Origin of the sequence: Isoptericola sp. b408 (assembly GCF_030588085.1) — a bacterium.
GTDB lineage: Bacteria > Actinomycetota > Actinomycetes > Actinomycetales > Cellulomonadaceae > Isoptericola > Isoptericola sediminis.
Genome location: NZ_JAUQYQ010000004.1, coordinates 48104 through 66005 on the forward strand (window position 1 = coordinate 48104; position 17902 = coordinate 66005).

The following is a 17902-nucleotide window of genomic DNA, read 5'->3' on the forward strand; positions in this document are numbered from 1 at the left end:
CTGCCGAACGAGGCACGAACTGCCGAACAGCGGCCGCGGCTCGTGCACGTGCAGCAGAAAGGAACGTCGTGACCGGCCAGGACTGGATCGAGAAGGACTTCTACGCCGCGCTCGGCGTTCCCAAGGACGCCGACGAGGCGGCCCTGAAGAAGGCGTACCGCAAGCTGGCGCGCCAGTACCACCCGGACCAGAACCCGGGTGACGCCGCCGCCGAGGCGCGGTTCAAGGAGATCGGCGAGGCCTACGCGGTGCTCTCCGACCCCGAGCAGCGGAAGCAGTACGACGCGCTGCGCTCCATGGCCGGCGGCGGCGCCCGGTTCGCCGGAGCGCCCGGTGCGGGTGGCGGCCAGGCCGGGTTCGAGGACATCTTCAGCACCATGTTCGGCGGCGGTGCCGGCCGGGCGGGCGGCCCCGGAGGCCCCCGGGTCCAGTACCAGCAGACCGGCGGCGGCTTCGAGGACATCCTCGGATCGATGTTCGGCGGGGGCGCGGGCGGACGCCCGGCCGGGTTCGGCGGGCCCCAGCGCCAGAAGGGCGCCGACGTCGAGACGCGGGCCACGCTGCCCTTCCGCGCGGCGGTCGAGGGCACGACGGTCGAGCTGACCGTCGACGGCCGGAAGATGACCGCGCGGATCCCCGCCGGGGTCCACGACGGCCAGAAGATCCGGCTGCGCGGCAAGGGCCGGCCCGGCATGAACGGTGGCCCGGACGGGGACCTGCTCATCAAGGTGCACGTCGAGTCCCACCCCGTGTACGCGATGGACGGCGCGAACCTGCGCATGACGCTGCCGGTGACCTTCGCCGAGGCGGCGCTCGGCACGACCGTCGAGGTGCCCACGCTGTCGGGCGAGACGGTGCGTCTCAAGGTCGCCGCGGGCACGCCGTCGGGCCGCGTGCTGCGGGTCAAGGGTCGTGGCGTGGCGACGGCGAAGCGCACCGGCGACCTGCTGGTGACGATCCAGGTCGTCGTGCCGCAGAAGCTCAGCAGGTCGGCGAAGCAGGCGCTGGAGGAGTTCGCGGCACAGGTGGACACCGGCGACGTGCGCGCGGAGCTCGGCGCCCAGGCCGCCCAGTAGTCACGCACCGGTAACCTCAGGGCGCGAGGGAGGTCGAGATGGTCACCGACGACGCACCGGTGCTGACGGTCTCGCAGGCCGCGCAGCTGTCCGGCATGCACCCGCAGACGCTGCGCCAGTACGACCGGCTCGGTCTGGTCGTGCCCCGGCGCGCCCGCGGGCGCGGGCGCCGCTACTCCCGGCGCGACGTCGCCCGGTTGCTCGAGGTGCAGCGCCTCGCCCAGGAGGAGGGCATCAACCTCGCCGGGATCAAGCGCATCCTCGACCTCGAGCACCAGGTCGGCCAGCTCGAGCGACGGCTCTCCGAGCTGGCGGGGCTCATCGCCGCGCGGGACGAGGCGGAGGGTCGCGTCTTCGCCGCCGGCACGGGTGGTGACGTCGTCGCGGTGCCGCTGGGCCGCCGCGTGCGACGCTCGGAGCTGCGGCTCGACATCGACCCGCGGCGGGAGCGGGGCGGTGCACTGGTCCTGTGGCGTCCCTCGCGCGACCGCGGGTGAGGCGACGGCGCCGACCGCGGAATTTGGAAATGCCGTCCTTTCGCAATTCACGAATCGCTCGGTAAGCCTCCCCTGATCTTTCGAGGTCGCCTTTGGTTTCTCGGCAGGAATGTCGAGACGCGCCTATCATCGAAATGGTTCGGCGATGATCCAGCGACCCGAGGAGCGGCCATGACCACGCTGATGGAGATGCCCGAGGTCACCGAGTGTTCGGTGGAGGGCTGCAGCTACAACCACGACCACGACTGCCACGCGGGTGCCGTCACGATCGCCGGGGTCCCCGGTGACGCCGCGTGCGCCACGTTCATCCCGCTCGGCACCAAGGGCGGGCTCGACAAGGTCGTCGCGCACGTCGGCGCCTGCCAGCGCATCGACTGCGTCCACAACAAGGACCTCGAGTGCGGCGCCTCGGCGATCCGCGTCGGGTCCGGTCCGCAGGACGACCACCACGCCGACTGCCTCACCTTCACCGAGGCCTGAGCACGCCGCGCAGCACGACCAGGGCCCCGGACGGGAGATCCGTCCGGGGCCCTCGTGTCGCGGTGCGGGCCGTCAGCGCCGCAGGTGCTCGAGCAGGTCGAGCGCCGCCTCGTGGTCACGGGGCAGCCGCTCCATCCACACCCGGACCGGCCGACGCATCGTCTCGGAGACCCCGAGGATCTGGGCGTTCCGCTCGATGATGCGACGCACGCCCTGGGACAGGCGCGGGATGTCCGCCGACCGCTCGCACAGGACGGCGAAGACGCCGTCGCTGAGGGACGCCATCGGGTGCCCGCCGCCGAACACCTGGTCCAGGGTCCGCCCCACCGACGCGGCGCGTGCCATGCGTTGCCAGGGGTCCAGCGCCTCGACGGCCACGTCCACCACGACCAGGCAGTGGGACTCGGTCGCCTCGACGCCGTCACGTTCCGCCCGTCCGTAGGTCTCGCGCAGCCGCTCGCCCAGGTAGTCCCCCGTCGGCAGGCCGGTCGCGGGATCACGGACACCGCTCAGGGCGGGCCGGCGCTCCCGTCCCAGCGCCCAGCCCAGGGCCGATCCGCGGACCGCGTCGACGTCGACCGGGGAGCCCACCGTCCGGAACAGGCAGGCGACGTCCTCCAGCGTCTCGTCCAGGGAGATGCCGGCGGCGCTGCGGGCGTTGCCCAGCCGGTGCGCGGGGGCCTCGGGCGAGCGCCCCTCGATGATGGCCTCGACGACCGCGTCCACGGCCGGGTGGTACCAGTCGCCCGGGCGCAGCCAGACCTCGGTCAGGCTCGTGGTGCGCCAGCGTTCGCGCGTGGCGACGGCGACGGTGTCGCCGGGCGGCAGGCTCATGCTGATGTGACTCTCATGGCCCCCCACTATGACGCAGAAACCCGCGACGTGTGCGGGTGAAACCGGCCCGGATCAGCCCGCTCGGCCGGGCGGCGACGTGCACGGGGTACGGATAGAGTGTGAGCGTCCCGTGTCGACGCGGGTGCAGAGGCCGACAACCGGGCGAGAAGCGGACGAGTGTGACCGACGTCTACGTGGGATCGGACGGATCAGCTCCCAGCGACGGCGAGCTGATCCTTGAGGTGCGCGGAGGCAGCCTCGAGGCCTACGGCGCCCTCTACGCACGGCACAGCGGCGCCGCCCGGGTCCTGGCGCGCCAGTACGTGCGGTGCGACGGCGACGCCGACGACGTGGTCTCCGACGCCTTCCAGCGGGTCCTCGGCGTGCTGCAGCAGGGCAACGGACCGGACACCCACTTCCGCGCGTACCTGTTCACCGTCGTGCGCCGTCTCGCCGCCGACCTCGCCCACGGCGCGCGCCGCACCCGGCCCACCGACGACGACGGGACCTTCGAGGACGCGATGGGTCCCTCCTCGTCCCCCGAGGACCCCGCGCTGGCCGGGTTCGAGAGCTCCGTGGTCGCCCGTGCCTACGACGGCCTCCCCGAGCGCTGGCAGGCCGTGCTCTGGTACACGGAGGTCGAGGAGCTCTCACCCGCCCAGGTGGCGCCCATCCTCGGGCTGACGCCGAACGGGGTCTCGGCCCTGGCCTACCGCGCCCGGGAGGGGCTGCGGGTCGGCTACCTGCAGCAGCACCTCTGCGGCGACCCCGCCGACTCCTGCCGGGCGGTGAACCCCCTGCTCGGTGGTTACGTGCGCGGCGGGCTCGCCCGCCGTGAGGTCGCCAAGGTCGACCGTCATCTCGAGGTGTGCCAGGACTGCCGGACCCTCGTGCTCGAGCTCGGCGACGTCGCCCACGGCATGCGCGCCGTCGTCGCGCCCCTCGTCGTCGGCCTCGCCGGGACCGCGATCCTCGGTGCGCTCCCGCTGGGCACCGCGACGATCGGCGCGGGCGCGGCGGCGGGTGCCGGCGTGGGAGCCGGTGCCGCGGGTGCGGGGGCGACGGCCGGGACCGTGGGGACCGGGGCGACGGCCGGGAGCGCGGGCGCCACGGCCGCCGGGGCCTCGACCGTCGCCGGGACCTCCACGGCCGCCGGTGCGGGTGGGGCCGCGGCCGCCGGCGGGGCCGCGGCCGCCGGCGGCGCCGGAGCGGCCGGCGCCGGAGCAGCCGGTACCGGTGCCGCGGGGGCCGGCGCCGGAGCGGCCGGTGCGGCCACCGCGGGCACGGCCACCGGGGCGGCCGCCGGCGGATCGGCCGTCGGCGGAGCGGCGGCCGCCGCCGGCGCCACGGCAGGAGCTGGTGCCGCCGGCGCCGCGGGAGTGTCCGGGGCGGCTGTCGTCGCCTCGACCGGCGCCGTGGCCGCGGCCACGGTCGGGGTCGTCTCCGTGCTCGGGGTGATCAGCGACGCCGACGCCGCGCAGGAGGTCCCGGACGGCGCCCCGGTGGCGGTCGAGGCGTCCCCGTGGCCGTCGGCGGACGCCGAGGGGCAGGCCGACCCGTCTCCCGGCCCGGACCCGCAGGAGGACCCCACCGACCCGGCGAACCTGCCGTGGCTCGCGGACGACCCCGGCATCCCGGTGCCGGCCGCGGTCAGCGTGCAGGTGCCCGACGCCGACGCCGAGCTCCGGCCCCGTGCGACCGACTACCTCACCGTCCAGGTCTCCAACCCCGGAGGGCTCCCGGCCGTGGACGCCCACGTGCGGCTCACGTTGCCGGCGGGCATGCAGCACGCTCCGTCCTCGGCCATCCAGGGTGCCGGCGGCACCGTGCCGCGTCCGCTGACGGTCGAGACCCTGCCGTGCACCGCGACCGCGGAGCCGCAGCGGGTGCTGTGCCGGCTCGGCACGATCGACGCCGACGAGCAGACCACGGTGCGGGTGCCCGTCGTCGTGCGGGACGGCGGGTCCTACGACGTGATGGCGGAGGTCTGGGCGGAGGGCCTGGAGGTCCGCCGGCTGGCTCTGCCGCCGACCCGCGTGGGCTCGTTCGGCCCCGAGCTGACGACGCGGGCCGCCGACGCCGAGCTCGCCGCCAACCCGGGTCTGGGCACGGTCCCGTTCTCGGTGCGCAACACCGGCGACCAGCCCACCGGCGACGGGTGGGCCGTCCGCCTCCGGGTGCCGGCCGGGCTGGTGCCGCACTCCGTCACCGGCGGGCTGGACTGCGAGCCCTCGGCCGGCGGCGCCGGGGTCTGGTTCTGCTCGGGTGCCGTGCTGCAGCCGGGGGAGGCCGTGGACGCGGCCGTGAGCGTCGTCGTCGACGGCAGCACCGAGGCCGGTGCGTACACCGTCGACGTGGAGCCCGTCGCCGCCGACGACGGTCCGACGATCGCCGCCGCGTCCTCGGTGGGCGTGCCGGAGGGCTGGGCCGGGGTGCTCGCCGGGGTCGGCGGGGTGCAGGCCTCCTGCCGTGCCACCGGCGGCGTCGGCGTGGCCGACGCCGTGGTCTCCGGCACCTACACCAACACCACCGGCTGGACGGTGACGGTCGCGCTCGCCGCCGCCGGGTCGACCGCGACGGAGCGCCCGGTGCTGGTCCCGGGGGCGCGGGCCACGCTGACCGTGCCCGACGGGCTGCGGGTACCGGCGGGCAGGGCGACCTGGACGGTGTCGACCGTCGTCGCCGGGGAGACGTACAGCCGCGTCGTGGCCTCGGGCGCCCACGGCGCGGCCGAGTGCTACGACCCCCGGTGGGAGGTCGAGACCACCGCCGAGGCCGTCAACGTCGAGGGGCGGGTGAGCGTCCGGGGCACCATCGTCAACCGCGGTGACGAGCCGATGCAGGCCGGGATGTCGGCACTCGGTCGGGAGGCCGACCGGGTGCGGCTCGGTGCCGGCGAGAGCAGCACCTTCACGGTCCCGACCGGCAGCACCGCGACGGACGCCGGCCGCGTGACCTTCGACCTGTACCGCTGGGTGCTCGACGTCGACGGGGACGAGCCGGTCGTCGGGGTCGTGCCGGCCACCGCGCCGACGGCGACCTACCCGGCGGCGGCGATCGCCCCCGCCGTGGGCAAGGTCGTCCCCGCGGGTGCCTGCCGGTTCGACCCGGCCGCGGAGGTGTCGACGCGCACCTTCACCGTGCCGCTGGACAACTCGGCCTCGACGCTGCCGGTGGTGTTCCGGGTCGAGCTCGGCGACCGGGTCGAGCAGCTGCGCCTCGGGGGCGGGGAGTCCGCGAGGTTCGAGGTCGAGGTCCCGTGGGGGACCGACGAGGCCGTGGTCAGCGCCGACGGACGGAGCCTGGTGACCGTCGACGTCGGGTTCGCCGGGTGCGCGACCGCACCCGCTTCGCCGGACGTCGACGTCACGGCCGCCGCCCGGTGCGAGGACGGTGACGCACGGCTGGTGGTCGACGTCCGTGAGCGGGACGGCCACGACTGGCGCGCGACGCTGCTGCGCGACGGCGACGAGGTCGCGGCCCGCGACCTGGCGGCCGACGGTGCCGTCCGGTTCGTCGTCGACGCCGACGGCGCGCGCCTCGCCGCCGGGGAGGTGACGGTCAGCCTGACCCGGAGCGTGGAGGGCACCTCGACCACGGTCCGCCGGACGGTCGAGCACGGAGGCACCCGCTGCGTGGTGATCGCCCCCTCCGCGTTCCTCGACGAGGGGTCCCTCGAGACGGAGTCCTCCGGCGACGGGACGACCTCGTGGCGCGAGGTCGGGGTCGTCCTGGACAACACCGGCTCGACCGTGGAGGTCGACTTCCGCGTCGAGGGTCCCGGGGGCGACACCGAGGTGACGGTGCCGGCACGCGCGACGCGGACCACGGAGGTCCAGCGGGTCGACGGCCGACAGGGGGGACGCTGGACGGTCTCCACCGAGACGTGGTCCACGACGCTCGACGTCGCGGCGTTCACGGGGGCCGAGGCCGGCTGGTGCGCCGAGCCGATCGGCTGGGGCCAGCGCTACGCCACCGGTGAGGTGCGGTCGTGGAACGGCGTCGACTACCGCTACCGCGGCGTGAGCGGCGACGAGGGGGACCCCCCGGGGCAGGTGGGGCGGTCCGAGCGCAACGGACGGGCGCCGGGCGGGACCGACGGCAGGTTCGACCGGTCCGAGCGGACCGAGACCTGGGCCGGCGGCTGGTCCCGCTGGGAGCAGGTCGGCGACTGCGAGGAACGCTGAGCCGGCCGGCGGGCGGCCGGCCGACCCCGGTGCTCAGACGACGCCGTAGAGGCGGTCTCCCGCGTCACCCAGGCCGGGCACGATGAACTTGTGCTCGTTGAGCCGCTCGTCGACCGCGGCGGTGACGATCTGGACGTCGGCGCGCTCGCCGATCGCCTCCTTGACGACCTCCAGGCCCTCCGGCGCGGCCAGCAGGCACACGGCCGTCACGTCGCGCGCGCCCCGCTCGAGGGCGTAGTCGATCGCTGCCACGAGCGTGCCGCCGGTCGCGAGCATCGGGTCCAGGAGGAAGACCTGCCGGTCGGTCAGGTCGTCGGGCAGACGGTTGGCGTAGGTGACCGCCTCGAACGTCGACTCGTCGCGCTGGAGCCCGAGGAACCCGACCTCCGCCGTCGGCAGCAGTCGCGTCAGGCCGTCGAGCATGCCGAGGCCGGCCCGCAGGATCGGGATGACGATCGGGCTCGGGTGACTCATCCGGACACCGGTGGTCGTCGTGACCGGCGTGCGGATCTCCTTCTGCTCCGTCCTGACGTGCCGGGTCGCCTCGTAGGCGAGCAGCGTCACGAGCTCGTCGACCAGCAGCCGGAAGATCGGCGACGGTGTCGACTCGTCACGCAGCACGGACAGCTTGTGGGCGACGAGCGGGTGGTCGGCGATGTGCAGGCGCATGGTCACACGGTACCGGTCGCGCCCGGGCGCGGACCGCACGGCGGCGGGCCCGGCCGGTCGTGCCGGCCGGGCCCGCCGGGTCCCGCGTGCGGTGCCGGTCAGCCCTGCCGGAGCCGGCGCCGCACCAGGAACAGGCTCGCACCGGCCGCGACCAGCAGCGCGGCGACGGTGACGGCGATGCCGACCGCAGCCCCGGTGCGGGGCAGCTCGGCGTCCGGTGTGCCGTCCGCCACGGGCACCGGTCCGTCCGCCTCGTCGCCGCCGCCCGACGGGGTCCCGCACCCCTCGGACGGGGGTGTGACGTCGACGACGGCGGGCTCGCCGGGACCGGCCCCGAAGCTCACGCGCAGGGTGTCGCCCGGAGTCTGGCCGGGCCACGCGAGCCGACCCGCGAGGGGCTGGTCGGTGAGCTCGACGGCCGACCCGTCCTGCGCCAGGAACGTCACGGTCAGGGGCTTCGCGTCCTCCGGCTGCGCGCCCTCGGGGAGGGCGACGTCGTAGACCAGGACGGGTTCACCCGCCTCGCAGACGGCGGTGACGTCGCGGGGTTCGGGAGCGCAGGTCGTGTCGGTGAAGGTCACCAGGTCCCGGGGGTACAGGGCCGTGGTGGCGTCGACCGCGGTGTACCCCTCCGGCAGCTCGCCGAACGTGCTGCCCTCGGCGGCCTCGGCGACCACGCCCTCGTCCGTCGTGGTGTAGGTGACCTCGACGCCGTCGCGGGGGGCGACGAGCTCGTCGCCGGCCGTGCCGCAGAGGTCGACGGGCGTCGGGGGCTCGGGCACCACGACGACGGGTCCGGCGTCGTCGCACCCTGTCCGGGAGAACTCGAAGGTCCACGACGTCGCGGCCCCGTCGGCGAGCAGCACGTCCGCACCGGGGGTCGCGGTGACGGTGGCCTGCGAATGGTCGTCGGCCCAGGTGACCGAGTACTCGGCCAGCTCGGACTCGGGAAGCTCCACGCGGCCCTCGGTGTCGCACGCCTCGACGGGTGCCGGCTCCGGCAGCGTCACCGGTTCCGCGACGTCGCACGGGGGCACCGTCACGAGGTCGTCGAGGTCGTCGTGCCGCCAGTCGACGAGGTGGCCGGCGAACCCGCCGTCCGGCCAGACGATCCGCGTCGGGATCTCGAAGCCGTCGCTGACGTCGGCGACGTCCTGCTGGACGCCCCAGCCCGTGCCGCAGACGTCGGCGGGGAGGTTCTCGACGGGGAAGTCCTCCTCGTCCCAGAAGCTGTGCCCGTCGCGCTGGACGAGCAGCTCCTGCGGGCCGGAGTTGTGCCATGCGGCCGGCTGGTCCGGGTGCACCTTCTCGTAGAGGTACAGGCCGATGACGAGACGCTCCTCGGGGGCGGCCTCGGCGGCGCAGGGCGTCGTCTGCCCCGACCACTCCCGGTCCCACTGGTCGTCGTCGTGCGCGTCCACGGCGACGTGCCAGGTGTGCGCGACGGAGCCGTCGTGGTCGAAGGACGCGGCGTACCGGGAGGTGAACCCGGCGTCGTCCAGGATCTCGTCGTCCACGGTGACGGTCACGCGGGCCCCGTCGTAGTACCGCAGCTCGACGTCGAGGCCGTCGCACGTGGCGGTGACGTCGGGGGTGTGGGCGGAGGCCGGTGCCGCGGCGACGAGCAGGCTCCCGAGAGCCAGCGTCGAGGTCGCGATGCTCGCCAGCAGTCGTCTCACGATGATGGTGGTCCCTTCGGCAGGAGGTCGAGCGCGCGCGGTGGCGCGCCCGGTGTGGTGGGGGAACGATGCTCATCCCACCACCGGACCGGCCGAAAAGGAACAAAGATGACAATCCTCTGAGGGTTTTCACCCGCTGCCACCGGTGCGGCGGGCCGCCTCTACGCTGGTCGGGGGACGACGACGAGGAGCAGCCGTGGACGAGCGTGGCCTGGCCCTGCCGTGGGCCGACGATGCCTTCCCGCCGCGCACGCTGAGCGAGCGTCGCGTCGTGTGGGACCACCTGATGGGCCTGGCCCTGCACGAGGCGACCCACGCCCTGGCGACGGACGACGTGCCCGTCGGTGCCGTCGTCGTCTCCCCGGATGGGCGGCTGCTCGGCCTCGGGCACAACCGCCGCGAGCAGACCGGGGACCCCACGGCGCACGCCGAGGTGCTGGCGCTGCGCCAGGCCGCGGCGAGCTGGGGGGAGTGGCGGCTGACCGGCTGCACGCTGGTGGTGACGCTCGAACCGTGCGTGATGTGCGCCGGGGCGCTGGTGGCGGCCCGGGTGCAGCGCCTCGTCCTCGGCGCGTGGGACCCCAAGGCGGGGGCGACCGGCTCGGTGTGGGACATGGTGCGCGACCAGCGGTCCCTGCACGAGGTCGAGGTGATCGCGGGCGTCCGTGCCGAGGAGTGCGGTGCCGTGCTGCGGGAGTTCTTCGAGGCGCGCCGCTGACCGCGCCCGATCGCTGTGGGTATGAAATCTGCAGCTCTGGAGCTCTCGAGGCTGCAGATTTCATGCCCACAGCGGGCCGCGGTGGCCGGCGGGCGGTGGACGGCGAGCCGTGGGGTCGGGACAGCCCGACCATGAGGACGTGGGTCCACCGCATTCCGCGCCGGCACGCGCCTGCCTAGTGTCGAGGACATGACCAGCACACCTGCGGCACCGCGCGACACCGCGCCGGCCGTCACGAGCCTGCCGGGGCTGCTGCGTGCACCCTGGGCGGGGGCCACCTGGCGCGGCCTCGCCCAGCTCGCGCTGGGTTACCTCTGGCTCGTCTCCGTGGGCCTGGTGGTCTTCGACCTCGTGCTCGTGGCGGCCTCCCTCGTGCCCGCGCTCGGGCTCGGCCTCCTCCTGCTGCCGCCGGCCCTGTGGGTGGCCCGGTGGTTCGCCACCGCCGAGCGCGCTCGCCTCGCCGCCCAGACCGGCGTCGTGCTGCGCGACCCGGGACGGCGGCGCCCGACCCGGCCCGGCTGGTGGGGGTGGACGACGGCGGAGCTCGCCGACCGGCGCGGCTGGCTCGCCACCGCGTACACCCTGGCCGGGCTGGTCGTGGCGACCGTGTTCCTCACGCTCGCCGTGGCCGCGGCGAGCGGTGCTGTCGCCGCCGTCGTCCTCGGGGCGCGCCGCGTGAGCGACGCCGATCCCACCGCGCTGTGGGCGGTGCCGATCGCCGTCGTGCTCGCCTGGTTCGCCGCCGTCCTGGCCCAGCTCGGCACCCTGGCCACGACCGCGTTGGCCCAGGCGATGCTCGGCGTCTCCCCGGCGGCCGAGGCACGTACCGCACAGCGCGCCGCCGAGGCCGAGGCGCGCGCTGCCGAGACCGATGCCGCCACGGCCCGGCAGCGTGCCGTCGAGCTCACCGCCACCCGTGCCGCCGCCCTGGAGGCGGCCGACGCCGAACGGCGCCGCATCGAGCGGGACCTGCACGACGGCGCCCAGCAGCGTCTCGTCGCCCTCGGTGTCGCGCTCGGCTCGGCCCGCCGCGCCGCCGACCGGGACCCGTCGGCCGCGGTGGCGGCCGTCGAGCACGCGCACCTCGAGGTCAAGGAGACCCTGGCCGAGCTGCGCGACCTCGTCCGCGGCATCCATCCGGCGGTGCTCGCGGACCGCGGCCTGGACGACGCCCTGTCGGCGCTCGCGGCACGCAGCCCCGTGCCGGTCCGGGTGGAGGCCGGCCCCGGCCTGGACGCCGTGGGCGCCGGGGTGCAGGCCGCCGCGTACTTCGTCGTCGCCGAGGCGCTGACCAACGTCGCCCGGCATGCCGCGGCCACCCGCGCCCACGTGCGTGCCGCCGTCGTCCCCGTCGCCGAGGGCACCGACCGCCTGCTGGTCGAGGTGTCCGACGACGGCCGCGGCGGCGCCGAGGCGCGTCCCGGCTCCGGTCTGGCCGGCCTGCGCGGCCGTGTCGCCGCCCTGGACGGCACGTTCGACCTGACCAGCCCGCCCGGTGCGGGCACCCGTCTGCGAGTGGAGCTGCCGTGCGTGTCGTGATCGCCGAGGACTCCGTCCTGCTGCTGGACGGCCTCACCCGGTTGCTGCAGACCGAGGGGCACGACGTCGTCGGGCACCGCACCGCCGAGGAGATGGTCGCCGCCCTCACCGCGCCGGGCTCGTCGCTGCCGGACCTGCTCGTCACCGACGTGCGGATGCCGCCCTCGCACACCGACGAGGGTCTGCGTGCCGCCGTGCACCTGCGCAGCCTGTACCCGGAGCTGCCCGTGCTCGTGCTCTCGCAGTACGTCGAGCAGCGGTACGCGGCCGAGCTGTTCACGCACGGCACCCGCTCGGTGGGCTACGTCCTCAAGGACCGCGTGGCCGACGTCGACGAGTTCCTCGACGCCGTCGAGCGGGTCGCCGCCGGTGGCACCGTCCTCGATCCCGAGGTCGTGTCGCAGGTGCTCGCCCGATCCCGCCACGACCTGGACGACCTCACCGCCCGGGAGCGCGAGGTCCTCGGGCTCATGGCCGAAGGACTGTCCAACTCCGCGATCGCGGACCGGCTCGTCGTCGGGTCCGCGGCCGTGGAGAAGCACGTGACCAACATCCTCACCAAGCTGGGGCTGCCCGTGGACGCGGACACGCACCGCCGCGTCCTGGCGGTGCTGCGCTGGCTCGACCGGAACGGAGACGCACGATGAGCCAGGACCTGTCCCCCTCGGAGCCGCGCCGCAGCGGCGCGGCCCGGGTACTCCTCACGATCGGCGTCGTCGTCGGCGTGCTGATGGTGGCCTGGGCCGCCCTGCTCCTGGTGGACCGGGCGCTGTCCGAGACGCGCACCGACCTGGAGTCCTACGACCCCGTCGGGCAGGTGGAGCTGGTCGCCGACGGCGACGTGACCGTGCGGGCCGACGACGACGTCACGGACGTGAGCGTCGAGGTCGTCTCCCGCGGCGGACTGGCCACCCCGGAGTACACGGTCGCGACCGGTGACGGGTCGCTGGTGCTGGAGAACATCTGCCCGGACCGGGTGTGGTGGTCGTGGACCTGCGCCGGGGAGCTGCACGCCGTGGTGCCGGCCGACACGGTGGTGATGGTCCACACCGCCAACGGCGAGGTGCGGGCCGAGGGGCCGACGGGCGCCGTCGAGCTGCAGACGTCCAACGGCGACGTGGTCGCGACGGACCTCGGCGGTTCGTTGGAGGCGCGGACCTCGAACGGCGAGATCGACGCGACCCGGGTCGGCGGGGACGTCGACGTGCAGTCCTCGAACGGCCGGATCGGCGTCGTGGACGCCGCCGGCGGGGTCGTCGCCCGGTCCTCCAACGGCGACGTCGAGCTGCGGGACGTCGGCGGCGACGCCGAGGCCCGGACCTCCAACGGCGAGATCGACGTCTCGGGTGCCGCCGGCGACGTCGTGGCCCGGACGAGCAACGGCGACGTCACCGTGGTCGGCGACGGCGAGCCGGTGGCGCTGACCATCGAGACGTCCAACGGGGAGCAGATCATCGAGGCCCCGACCGACCCGGGGGCGTCGCGGACCGTGGAGATCCACAGCTCGAACGGGGACGTGGCCTACCGGGCGCCGTGACGCGGCCGCCTCACAGCGCCGGGATACGGATCCCGAAGACCTCGTACGCGGCCCGGCGTGCGGCGTGCCAGCCGGACATGCCGTGCACGCCGGGCCCCGGGGGCGTCGACGCCGAGCACAGGTAGACGTGCCCCGCCTGCCGGTAGGGGTTCGCCGCGGCGGTGGGTCGCGCGATCATGCGCCACAGGCTGGTCCGTCCGCCCGCGATGTCGCCGTCGACGAGGTTCGGGTTGTGCCCGGCCAGCTCGGCCGCGGGGGTGCACCGGGAGGCGACGACGGCGTCGCGCACCCCGGGGGCGAAGCGCTCCAGCTGGTCGACGACCACGTCCGTGACGTCCCGGGTCGACCCGGCGGGCACGTGCGTGTACGCCCACACCGGCCGCAGGCCGCCGACCTCCCGCGACGGGTCCGCCACCGACGGGTCGCTGACCAGGCACACCGGCGCCGCCGCGTGGTCGCCCGCGGCGACCGCCGCCTCCGCCCACGCCATCTCCGCCCGGGTGCCGCCGACGTGCACCGTGCCCGCCCCCGCGACCTCCGGGTCCGCCCAGGGCACCGGCCCGTCGAGCACCAGGTCGACCTTGGCCGCCGCGTTGCCCGCGGGGAACCGGGAGAGCGCGCGCCGGCAGGTGGGGAACAGGGCGTCGCCGATGACGTCGAGCAGCGTGCTCGCCGGGGTGTCGAACAGGTACACGTGCGCCGAGGGCAGGTCCGTGCACACCCGCACGGGGTGGTCGGTGACGACGGTGCCGCCGTGCGCCTCCAGGTCGGCCACCAGCGCCGCCGCGATCGCGCCGGACCCCCCGCGAGGGATCGGCCAGCCGCCGTCGAACCCTGCCGAGGTCGCGCCGCCCGGGGACGTGCCGTCCGGGGACGTGCCGGCGCCGTCGGGGACGGCGTGCCCCAGCGCCCCGAGCAGCAGCGCGGTGCCCGCCGCCCCGAGCGACGGCATCGGGGCGATCGTGTGCGCCGCGACACCGGTGAGCAGCGCGGCGGCCTCCTCGGTGCGGAACCGGGCGCTCCACGCCCCGGTGCCCTGCTCGAGCATCGCCGCCCCGAACTGTGCGGCACCGAGCAGGCCACCGACGTCGGACACTCCCCGGGGCAGCGACCGCTTGTCGCTCATCCCGACGGCGACCACCGCCTCCCAGCGCGCGGCCAGCGGGCCCAGCAGGGACCGCCAGGCGCCGCCGTCGACCCCGAGCCGGTCGGCCGTGCGCTCCAGGTCGCGGTAGGCGATCCCGGCCCGGCCGTCGGGCAGCGGCTGGGCGTAGGAGATCTCGGGGGTGACCAGCTCGACGCCGTGGGCGGGCAGGTCGAAGGCACGGAAGAACGGTGACGCCCACGCCATGGGGTGCACGGCCGAGCAGACGTCGTACGTCAGCCCGGGTGCCAGGTCGAGGTCCAGCGTGCGGGCACCGCCGCCCGCCGTGGGCAACGCCTCGAGCACCGTCACGGACAGTCCGACCCGGGCGAGCGTGACGGCGGCAGCCAGGCCGTTCGGGCCCGACCCGACGACGACCACGTCCTCCATGCAGGAAGCCTAGGACTCCTGGCGCAGCCCCGCGCGCACGGCCCCCGCGACCTCGGGGGCCAGGGTCCGGGCGAACGTCGTCGTCAGGTGCCCGTGGTCGAAGTACGCCGTGACGCCGCCGACCACCGGGTGGCAGACGTCGTCGCACATGAGGTCCTCGACGCTGGTGACGCTCACCGCGCCGGTGGTGTCGGCGCTCGCGGCCGCGGCCAGGGGGTCCGGCTCCAGCGCCACCTCCGGCGGCGCGCCGCAGGCGTCCGGGTCGTCGCGGTGCTGCGTGAGGCAGTCCGGCACGTTCTCGGGCATGGCCGGGGTGTCGCGCAGCACGACGACGGGCAGCCCGGCGTCGGTGAACGCCGCCAGGGTCTCGACGTAGGCCTCCTGCGCGACGCGTTCCTGGTCCTGCGGTGCCACGTCCGCCAACGGCTGGTGGGTGCGGTTCGACATGATCACCAGGTCGTAGTCGCCGCCGACGATGCTGTCCACGGCCCACCGGTTGGTGTCCCGGCAGGCCTCGGAGACGCCCTCCCCGGGGAGCTCCAGGGGCAGGTCGACGGTGTAGCAGACGGACTGCAGGTAGGTGTCGAGGCGCCAGCCCTCGGTGGCGATCGCGTCCTCGAGCGCGGGCAGCCAGTGCCCGGCGTGGGAGTTGCCCACCAGGGCGATCCGCGCCGTCGGGTCCTCCTCCTCGCCGTAGGTGCAGGTGTTCCGCGTGGTGAAGGGTGAGTTGTTCCAGCAGCCGTCGTCGTACACGGCGGGCTTGTCGTCGGCGGCGGCCTCGGGCGGCCAGACCAGGCCCGGGTCCGCGCAGGAGTCGTCCCGCACCACGGTGGCGCCCACGCACGGGGCGGCCTCGGCGACGGCGGCCCGGGCCTCGGTGATCGCCTCGCGCTCGTCCGCGGTGGCCTGCGCGGTCACGGCCGCGGCGGTGCCGCCGACCACGACGACGGTCCCGGCGAGCAGGACGAACGTGGCGGCGAGCCGCCGGGTCAGCAGCGGCTGCCAGCGCAGGCGCTCCTCCACGTACCGGCGGGAGACCGCGGCCAGCAGCAGCGTCACCGCGAGCACCGCGAGCATGTCGGCGGCGGTCAGCTCGCGCCCGATCGCGAACGGCACGATGACCACGAGCGGCCAGTGCCACAGGTAGGCCGAGTAGGAGGTGTCGCCCAGCCACTGCACCGGCCGCACGCGCAGCAGGGCGCCGGGGCCAGTGCGGGTGTCGTCGGCGTCCGCGGCGATGACCAGCGCGGTGCCCACGGTCGGCAGCAGCGCCGTGTAGCCGGGGAACGCGGTGGCGGAGTCGTAGGTGAGGACGGCCGCGACGATCATCACCAGACCGAGCCAGGCGGTCGCGGCGCGCACCCCGTCGTGGCGCAGCAGCATGCGCGATGTGCCGGCGCGGACGGCGAGCACCGCGGCGAGCAGGCCGCCGAGCCCGAGCTCCCAGAACCGGGTCGTCGACACGAAGTAGGCGGCGGCCGGCTCGACCCGGGTGGCCCACACCGACCAGCCGAGGGACGCCACGACGACCGTGCCGGTCAGCGCGACGGCGAGCACCGCCGTCGGCCGCTCGCCGTCGACGCGGCCGACCGTGCCGGTGCGCCGGGCGAGGCGCACGCCGAGCCAGGCCACGGCGGCGAGGAGCAGGGGCCACAGCAGGTAGAACTGCTCCTCGATGGACAGCGACCAGTAGTGCTGGACGGGGGAGTGGAGCTGGTCCGCCGCCAGGTAGTCTGTCTCGCTCGCGGCCAGCACCCAGTTCTCCACGTACAGCGCCGAGGCGAGCACCTCCCGGCCGACCTGCGCCAGCGCGGTGACGGGCAGCCACACGGCAGCGGCGACCAGGGTGACGAGCAGGACGAGGCTGGCGGCCGGGATCAGGCGGCGGACGCGTCGTCCCCAGAAGTCCAGCAGGTCGCGGCCGCTGCGGATCGGGCGCCGCAGCAGGTGGCTCGTGATGAGGAACCCGGAGACGACGAAGAACACGTCCACGCCGACGTACCCGCCGGTGACCGCGGCCGGCCACAGGTGGAAGCCGAGCACCGCGGCGACGGCGACGGCACGCAGACCCTGGATGTCGGTCCGCGGGGAGGAGGGGGTGGACACGGGTCAGAGCATCTCATCCACGGCTGGGAGCGGCTGCCCGGCGGTCGGTCGCCGGCTCAGAGCAGCTCGGCCAGCGCCGCGAGCGTCTCGCTCGCCCCGGCGTCCACCTTGACGGTGGCCAGCGGGTCGCCCCGGGTCTCGCCGCGGTTGACGATGACGACGGGCTGACCGTTCTTGGCGGCGCGGCGCACGAAGCGCAGGCCGCTCATCACCGTCAGGCTCGTGCCGGCCACGAGCAGGGCGTCGGCCGACTCGACGAGCGCGAAGGCTCGCTCGACCCGCTCGCGCGGCACGTTCTCGCCGAAGTAGACGATCTCGGGCTTGAGCACCCCGCCGCAGAACTCGCAGTCGGCCGGGTTGAAGTGGGAGGTGCGGGCGATGACGGCGTCCGCGTCGGGGGCGACCTCCACGTCGGCGACGGTGGTGCCGCCGTCGAGCACGGACTCGATGAACCCCGGGTTCAGGGCGTCGAGACGCTCGGCCAGATGGGCGCGGGAGATGGTGCGGCCGCAGCTCAGGCAGACGACCGAGTCGTAGCGTCCGTGCAGGTCGATGACGGTGCGTGACCCCGCGTCCTCGTGCAGCAGGTCGACGTTCTGGGTGATGACCCCGCGCACGATGCCGCGGTCCTCGAGGTCGGCCAGCACCCGGTGGCCCTCGTTCGGGTGGGTGCGGTGCACGTGCCGCCACCCGACGTGGTTGCGAGCCCAGTAGTGCCGGCGGAAGTCCGGGTCGCCGACGAACTGCTGGTACGTCATCGGGTTGCGGGGCGGGGAGTCGGGGCTGCGGTAGTCGGGGATCCCCGAGTCGGTGGAGATGCCGGCGCCCGTCAGCGCCGTGAACGTGCCGCCCCGCAGCAGGCGCGCCGCGTCGACGACGTCCCCGTGCTGGATCACCGCGTCGGGCGGCAGCTCCCAGCGACGTTCCTGATACGTCGGCGCGAGCGGTCGGGCGGCGGGTTCCACCCGTCGAGCGTACGACGACCGGACCTCCGGAGCGGTGGCTCGGGTCACGCCCCGGCTGTCGTGCGGGTCACCCGGGCGTCG

Annotated in this window: 14 protein-coding genes; 8 read left to right on the plus strand and 6 right to left on the minus strand. The window is 75.1% G+C overall.

The annotated features are described in order from the left end of the window. The first annotated feature begins 68 nt into the window (after positions 1-68). From Q6347_RS11765 to Q6347_RS11775, 3 genes are all read left to right on the plus strand, one after another. Positions 69-1076 (plus strand): DnaJ C-terminal domain-containing protein, encoded by a 1008-nt coding sequence (locus tag Q6347_RS11765; RefSeq protein WP_304607440.1) that lies wholly within the window; start codon positions 69-71, stop codon positions 1074-1076. A gap of 38 nt (positions 1077-1114) precedes the next feature. Beyond that, entirely contained in the window at positions 1115-1573 is a 459-nt protein-coding gene (locus Q6347_RS11770; protein ID WP_171248365.1) for a heat shock protein transcriptional repressor HspR, read from the plus strand. A gap of 171 nt (positions 1574-1744) precedes the next feature. Further along, complete coding sequence (locus tag Q6347_RS11775; protein WP_304604590.1) at positions 1745-2053, plus strand: DUF1540 domain-containing protein; 309 nt, start codon at positions 1745-1747, stop codon at positions 2051-2053. 72 nt (positions 2054-2125) lie between these two features. On the opposite strand, the gene Q6347_RS11780 is transcribed toward Q6347_RS11775, so the two are convergent. Continuing rightward, positions 2126-2887, minus strand: coding sequence for a hypothetical protein (locus tag Q6347_RS11780; protein WP_304607441.1), 762 nt, complete (start codon positions 2885-2887; stop codon positions 2126-2128). A gap of 179 nt (positions 2888-3066) precedes the next feature. Here Q6347_RS11780 and Q6347_RS11785 point away from each other — a divergent pair, with 179 nt between their 5' ends. Beyond that, entirely contained in the window at positions 3067-7074 is a 4008-nt protein-coding gene (locus tag Q6347_RS11785) for a sigma-70 family RNA polymerase sigma factor (protein WP_304607442.1), read from the plus strand. A 33-nt stretch (positions 7075-7107) separates the two neighbouring features. On the opposite strand, the gene upp is transcribed toward Q6347_RS11785, so the two are convergent. After that, the gene (upp, locus tag Q6347_RS11790; RefSeq protein WP_171245974.1) at positions 7108-7743 is read right to left on the minus strand and encodes a uracil phosphoribosyltransferase; all 636 of its coding nucleotides are present in this window, start codon (positions 7741-7743) and stop codon (positions 7108-7110) included. Between the two features lie 98 nt (positions 7744-7841). Continuing rightward, positions 7842-9422, minus strand: coding sequence for an LPXTG cell wall anchor domain-containing protein (locus Q6347_RS11795; protein WP_304607443.1), 1581 nt, complete (start codon positions 9420-9422; stop codon positions 7842-7844). A gap of 286 nt (positions 9423-9708) precedes the next feature. Here Q6347_RS11795 and tadA point away from each other — a divergent pair, with 286 nt between their 5' ends. From tadA to Q6347_RS11815, 4 genes are all read left to right on the plus strand, one after another. After that, the gene (tadA, locus tag Q6347_RS11800; RefSeq protein WP_304604626.1) at positions 9709-10140 is read left to right on the plus strand and encodes a tRNA adenosine(34) deaminase TadA; all 432 of its coding nucleotides are present in this window, start codon (positions 9709-9711) and stop codon (positions 10138-10140) included. A 189-nt stretch (positions 10141-10329) separates the two neighbouring features. Continuing rightward, a complete protein-coding gene (locus Q6347_RS11805; protein ID WP_304607444.1) occupies positions 10330-11679 on the plus strand; it encodes a sensor histidine kinase in 1350 nt (449 codons plus the stop codon). Further along, the gene (locus Q6347_RS11810; protein ID WP_171245977.1) at positions 11667-12326 is read left to right on the plus strand and encodes a response regulator transcription factor; all 660 of its coding nucleotides are present in this window, start codon (positions 11667-11669) and stop codon (positions 12324-12326) included. The genes Q6347_RS11805 and Q6347_RS11810 overlap by 13 nt, the downstream gene beginning before the upstream one ends. Then, positions 12323-13216, plus strand: coding sequence for a DUF4097 family beta strand repeat-containing protein (locus Q6347_RS11815; RefSeq protein WP_304607445.1), 894 nt, complete (start codon positions 12323-12325; stop codon positions 13214-13216). The genes Q6347_RS11810 and Q6347_RS11815 overlap by 4 nt, the downstream gene beginning before the upstream one ends. Positions 13217-13226: 10 nt before the next feature. Here the strand turns inward: Q6347_RS11815 and Q6347_RS11820 are convergent, their stop codons facing one another. The 3 genes from Q6347_RS11820 to Q6347_RS11830 are packed head-to-tail and all read right to left on the minus strand — an operon-like array spanning position 13227 to position 17821. Then, the gene (locus Q6347_RS11820) at positions 13227-14750 is read right to left on the minus strand and encodes an NAD(P)/FAD-dependent oxidoreductase (RefSeq protein ID WP_304607446.1); all 1524 of its coding nucleotides are present in this window, start codon (positions 14748-14750) and stop codon (positions 13227-13229) included. Positions 14751-14759: 9 nt separating this feature from the next. Then, complete coding sequence (locus tag Q6347_RS11825) at positions 14760-16856, minus strand: acyltransferase family protein (protein WP_304607447.1); 2097 nt, start codon at positions 16854-16856, stop codon at positions 14760-14762. Positions 16857-16912: 56 nt separating this feature from the next. Further along, a complete protein-coding gene (locus Q6347_RS11830; RefSeq protein ID WP_171245981.1) occupies positions 16913-17821 on the minus strand; it encodes a Sir2 family NAD-dependent protein deacetylase in 909 nt (302 codons plus the stop codon). Positions 17822-17902: the final 81 nt, after the last annotated feature.

Coding starts and splice junctions, on each gene's coding strand:
- Q6347_RS11820 (WP_304607446.1), bottom strand. CDS start 14,750: ATGGAGGACGTGGTCGTCGTCGGGTCGGGCCCGAACGGCCTGGCTGCC.
- Q6347_RS11770 (WP_171248365.1), top strand. CDS start 1,115: ATGGTCACCGACGACGCACCGGTGCTGACGGTCTCGCAGGCCGCGCAG.
- Q6347_RS11775 (WP_304604590.1), top strand. CDS start 1,745: ATGACCACGCTGATGGAGATGCCCGAGGTCACCGAGTGTTCGGTGGAG.
- Q6347_RS11815 (WP_304607445.1), top strand. CDS start 12,323: ATGAGCCAGGACCTGTCCCCCTCGGAGCCGCGCCGCAGCGGCGCGGCC.
- upp (WP_171245974.1), bottom strand. CDS start 7,743: ATGCGCCTGCACATCGCCGACCACCCGCTCGTCGCCCACAAGCTGTCC.
- Q6347_RS11805 (WP_304607444.1), top strand. CDS start 10,330: ATGACCAGCACACCTGCGGCACCGCGCGACACCGCGCCGGCCGTCACG.
- tadA (WP_304604626.1), top strand. CDS start 9,709: ATGGGCCTGGCCCTGCACGAGGCGACCCACGCCCTGGCGACGGACGAC.
- Q6347_RS11780 (WP_304607441.1), bottom strand. CDS start 2,887: ATGAGCCTGCCGCCCGGCGACACCGTCGCCGTCGCCACGCGCGAACGC.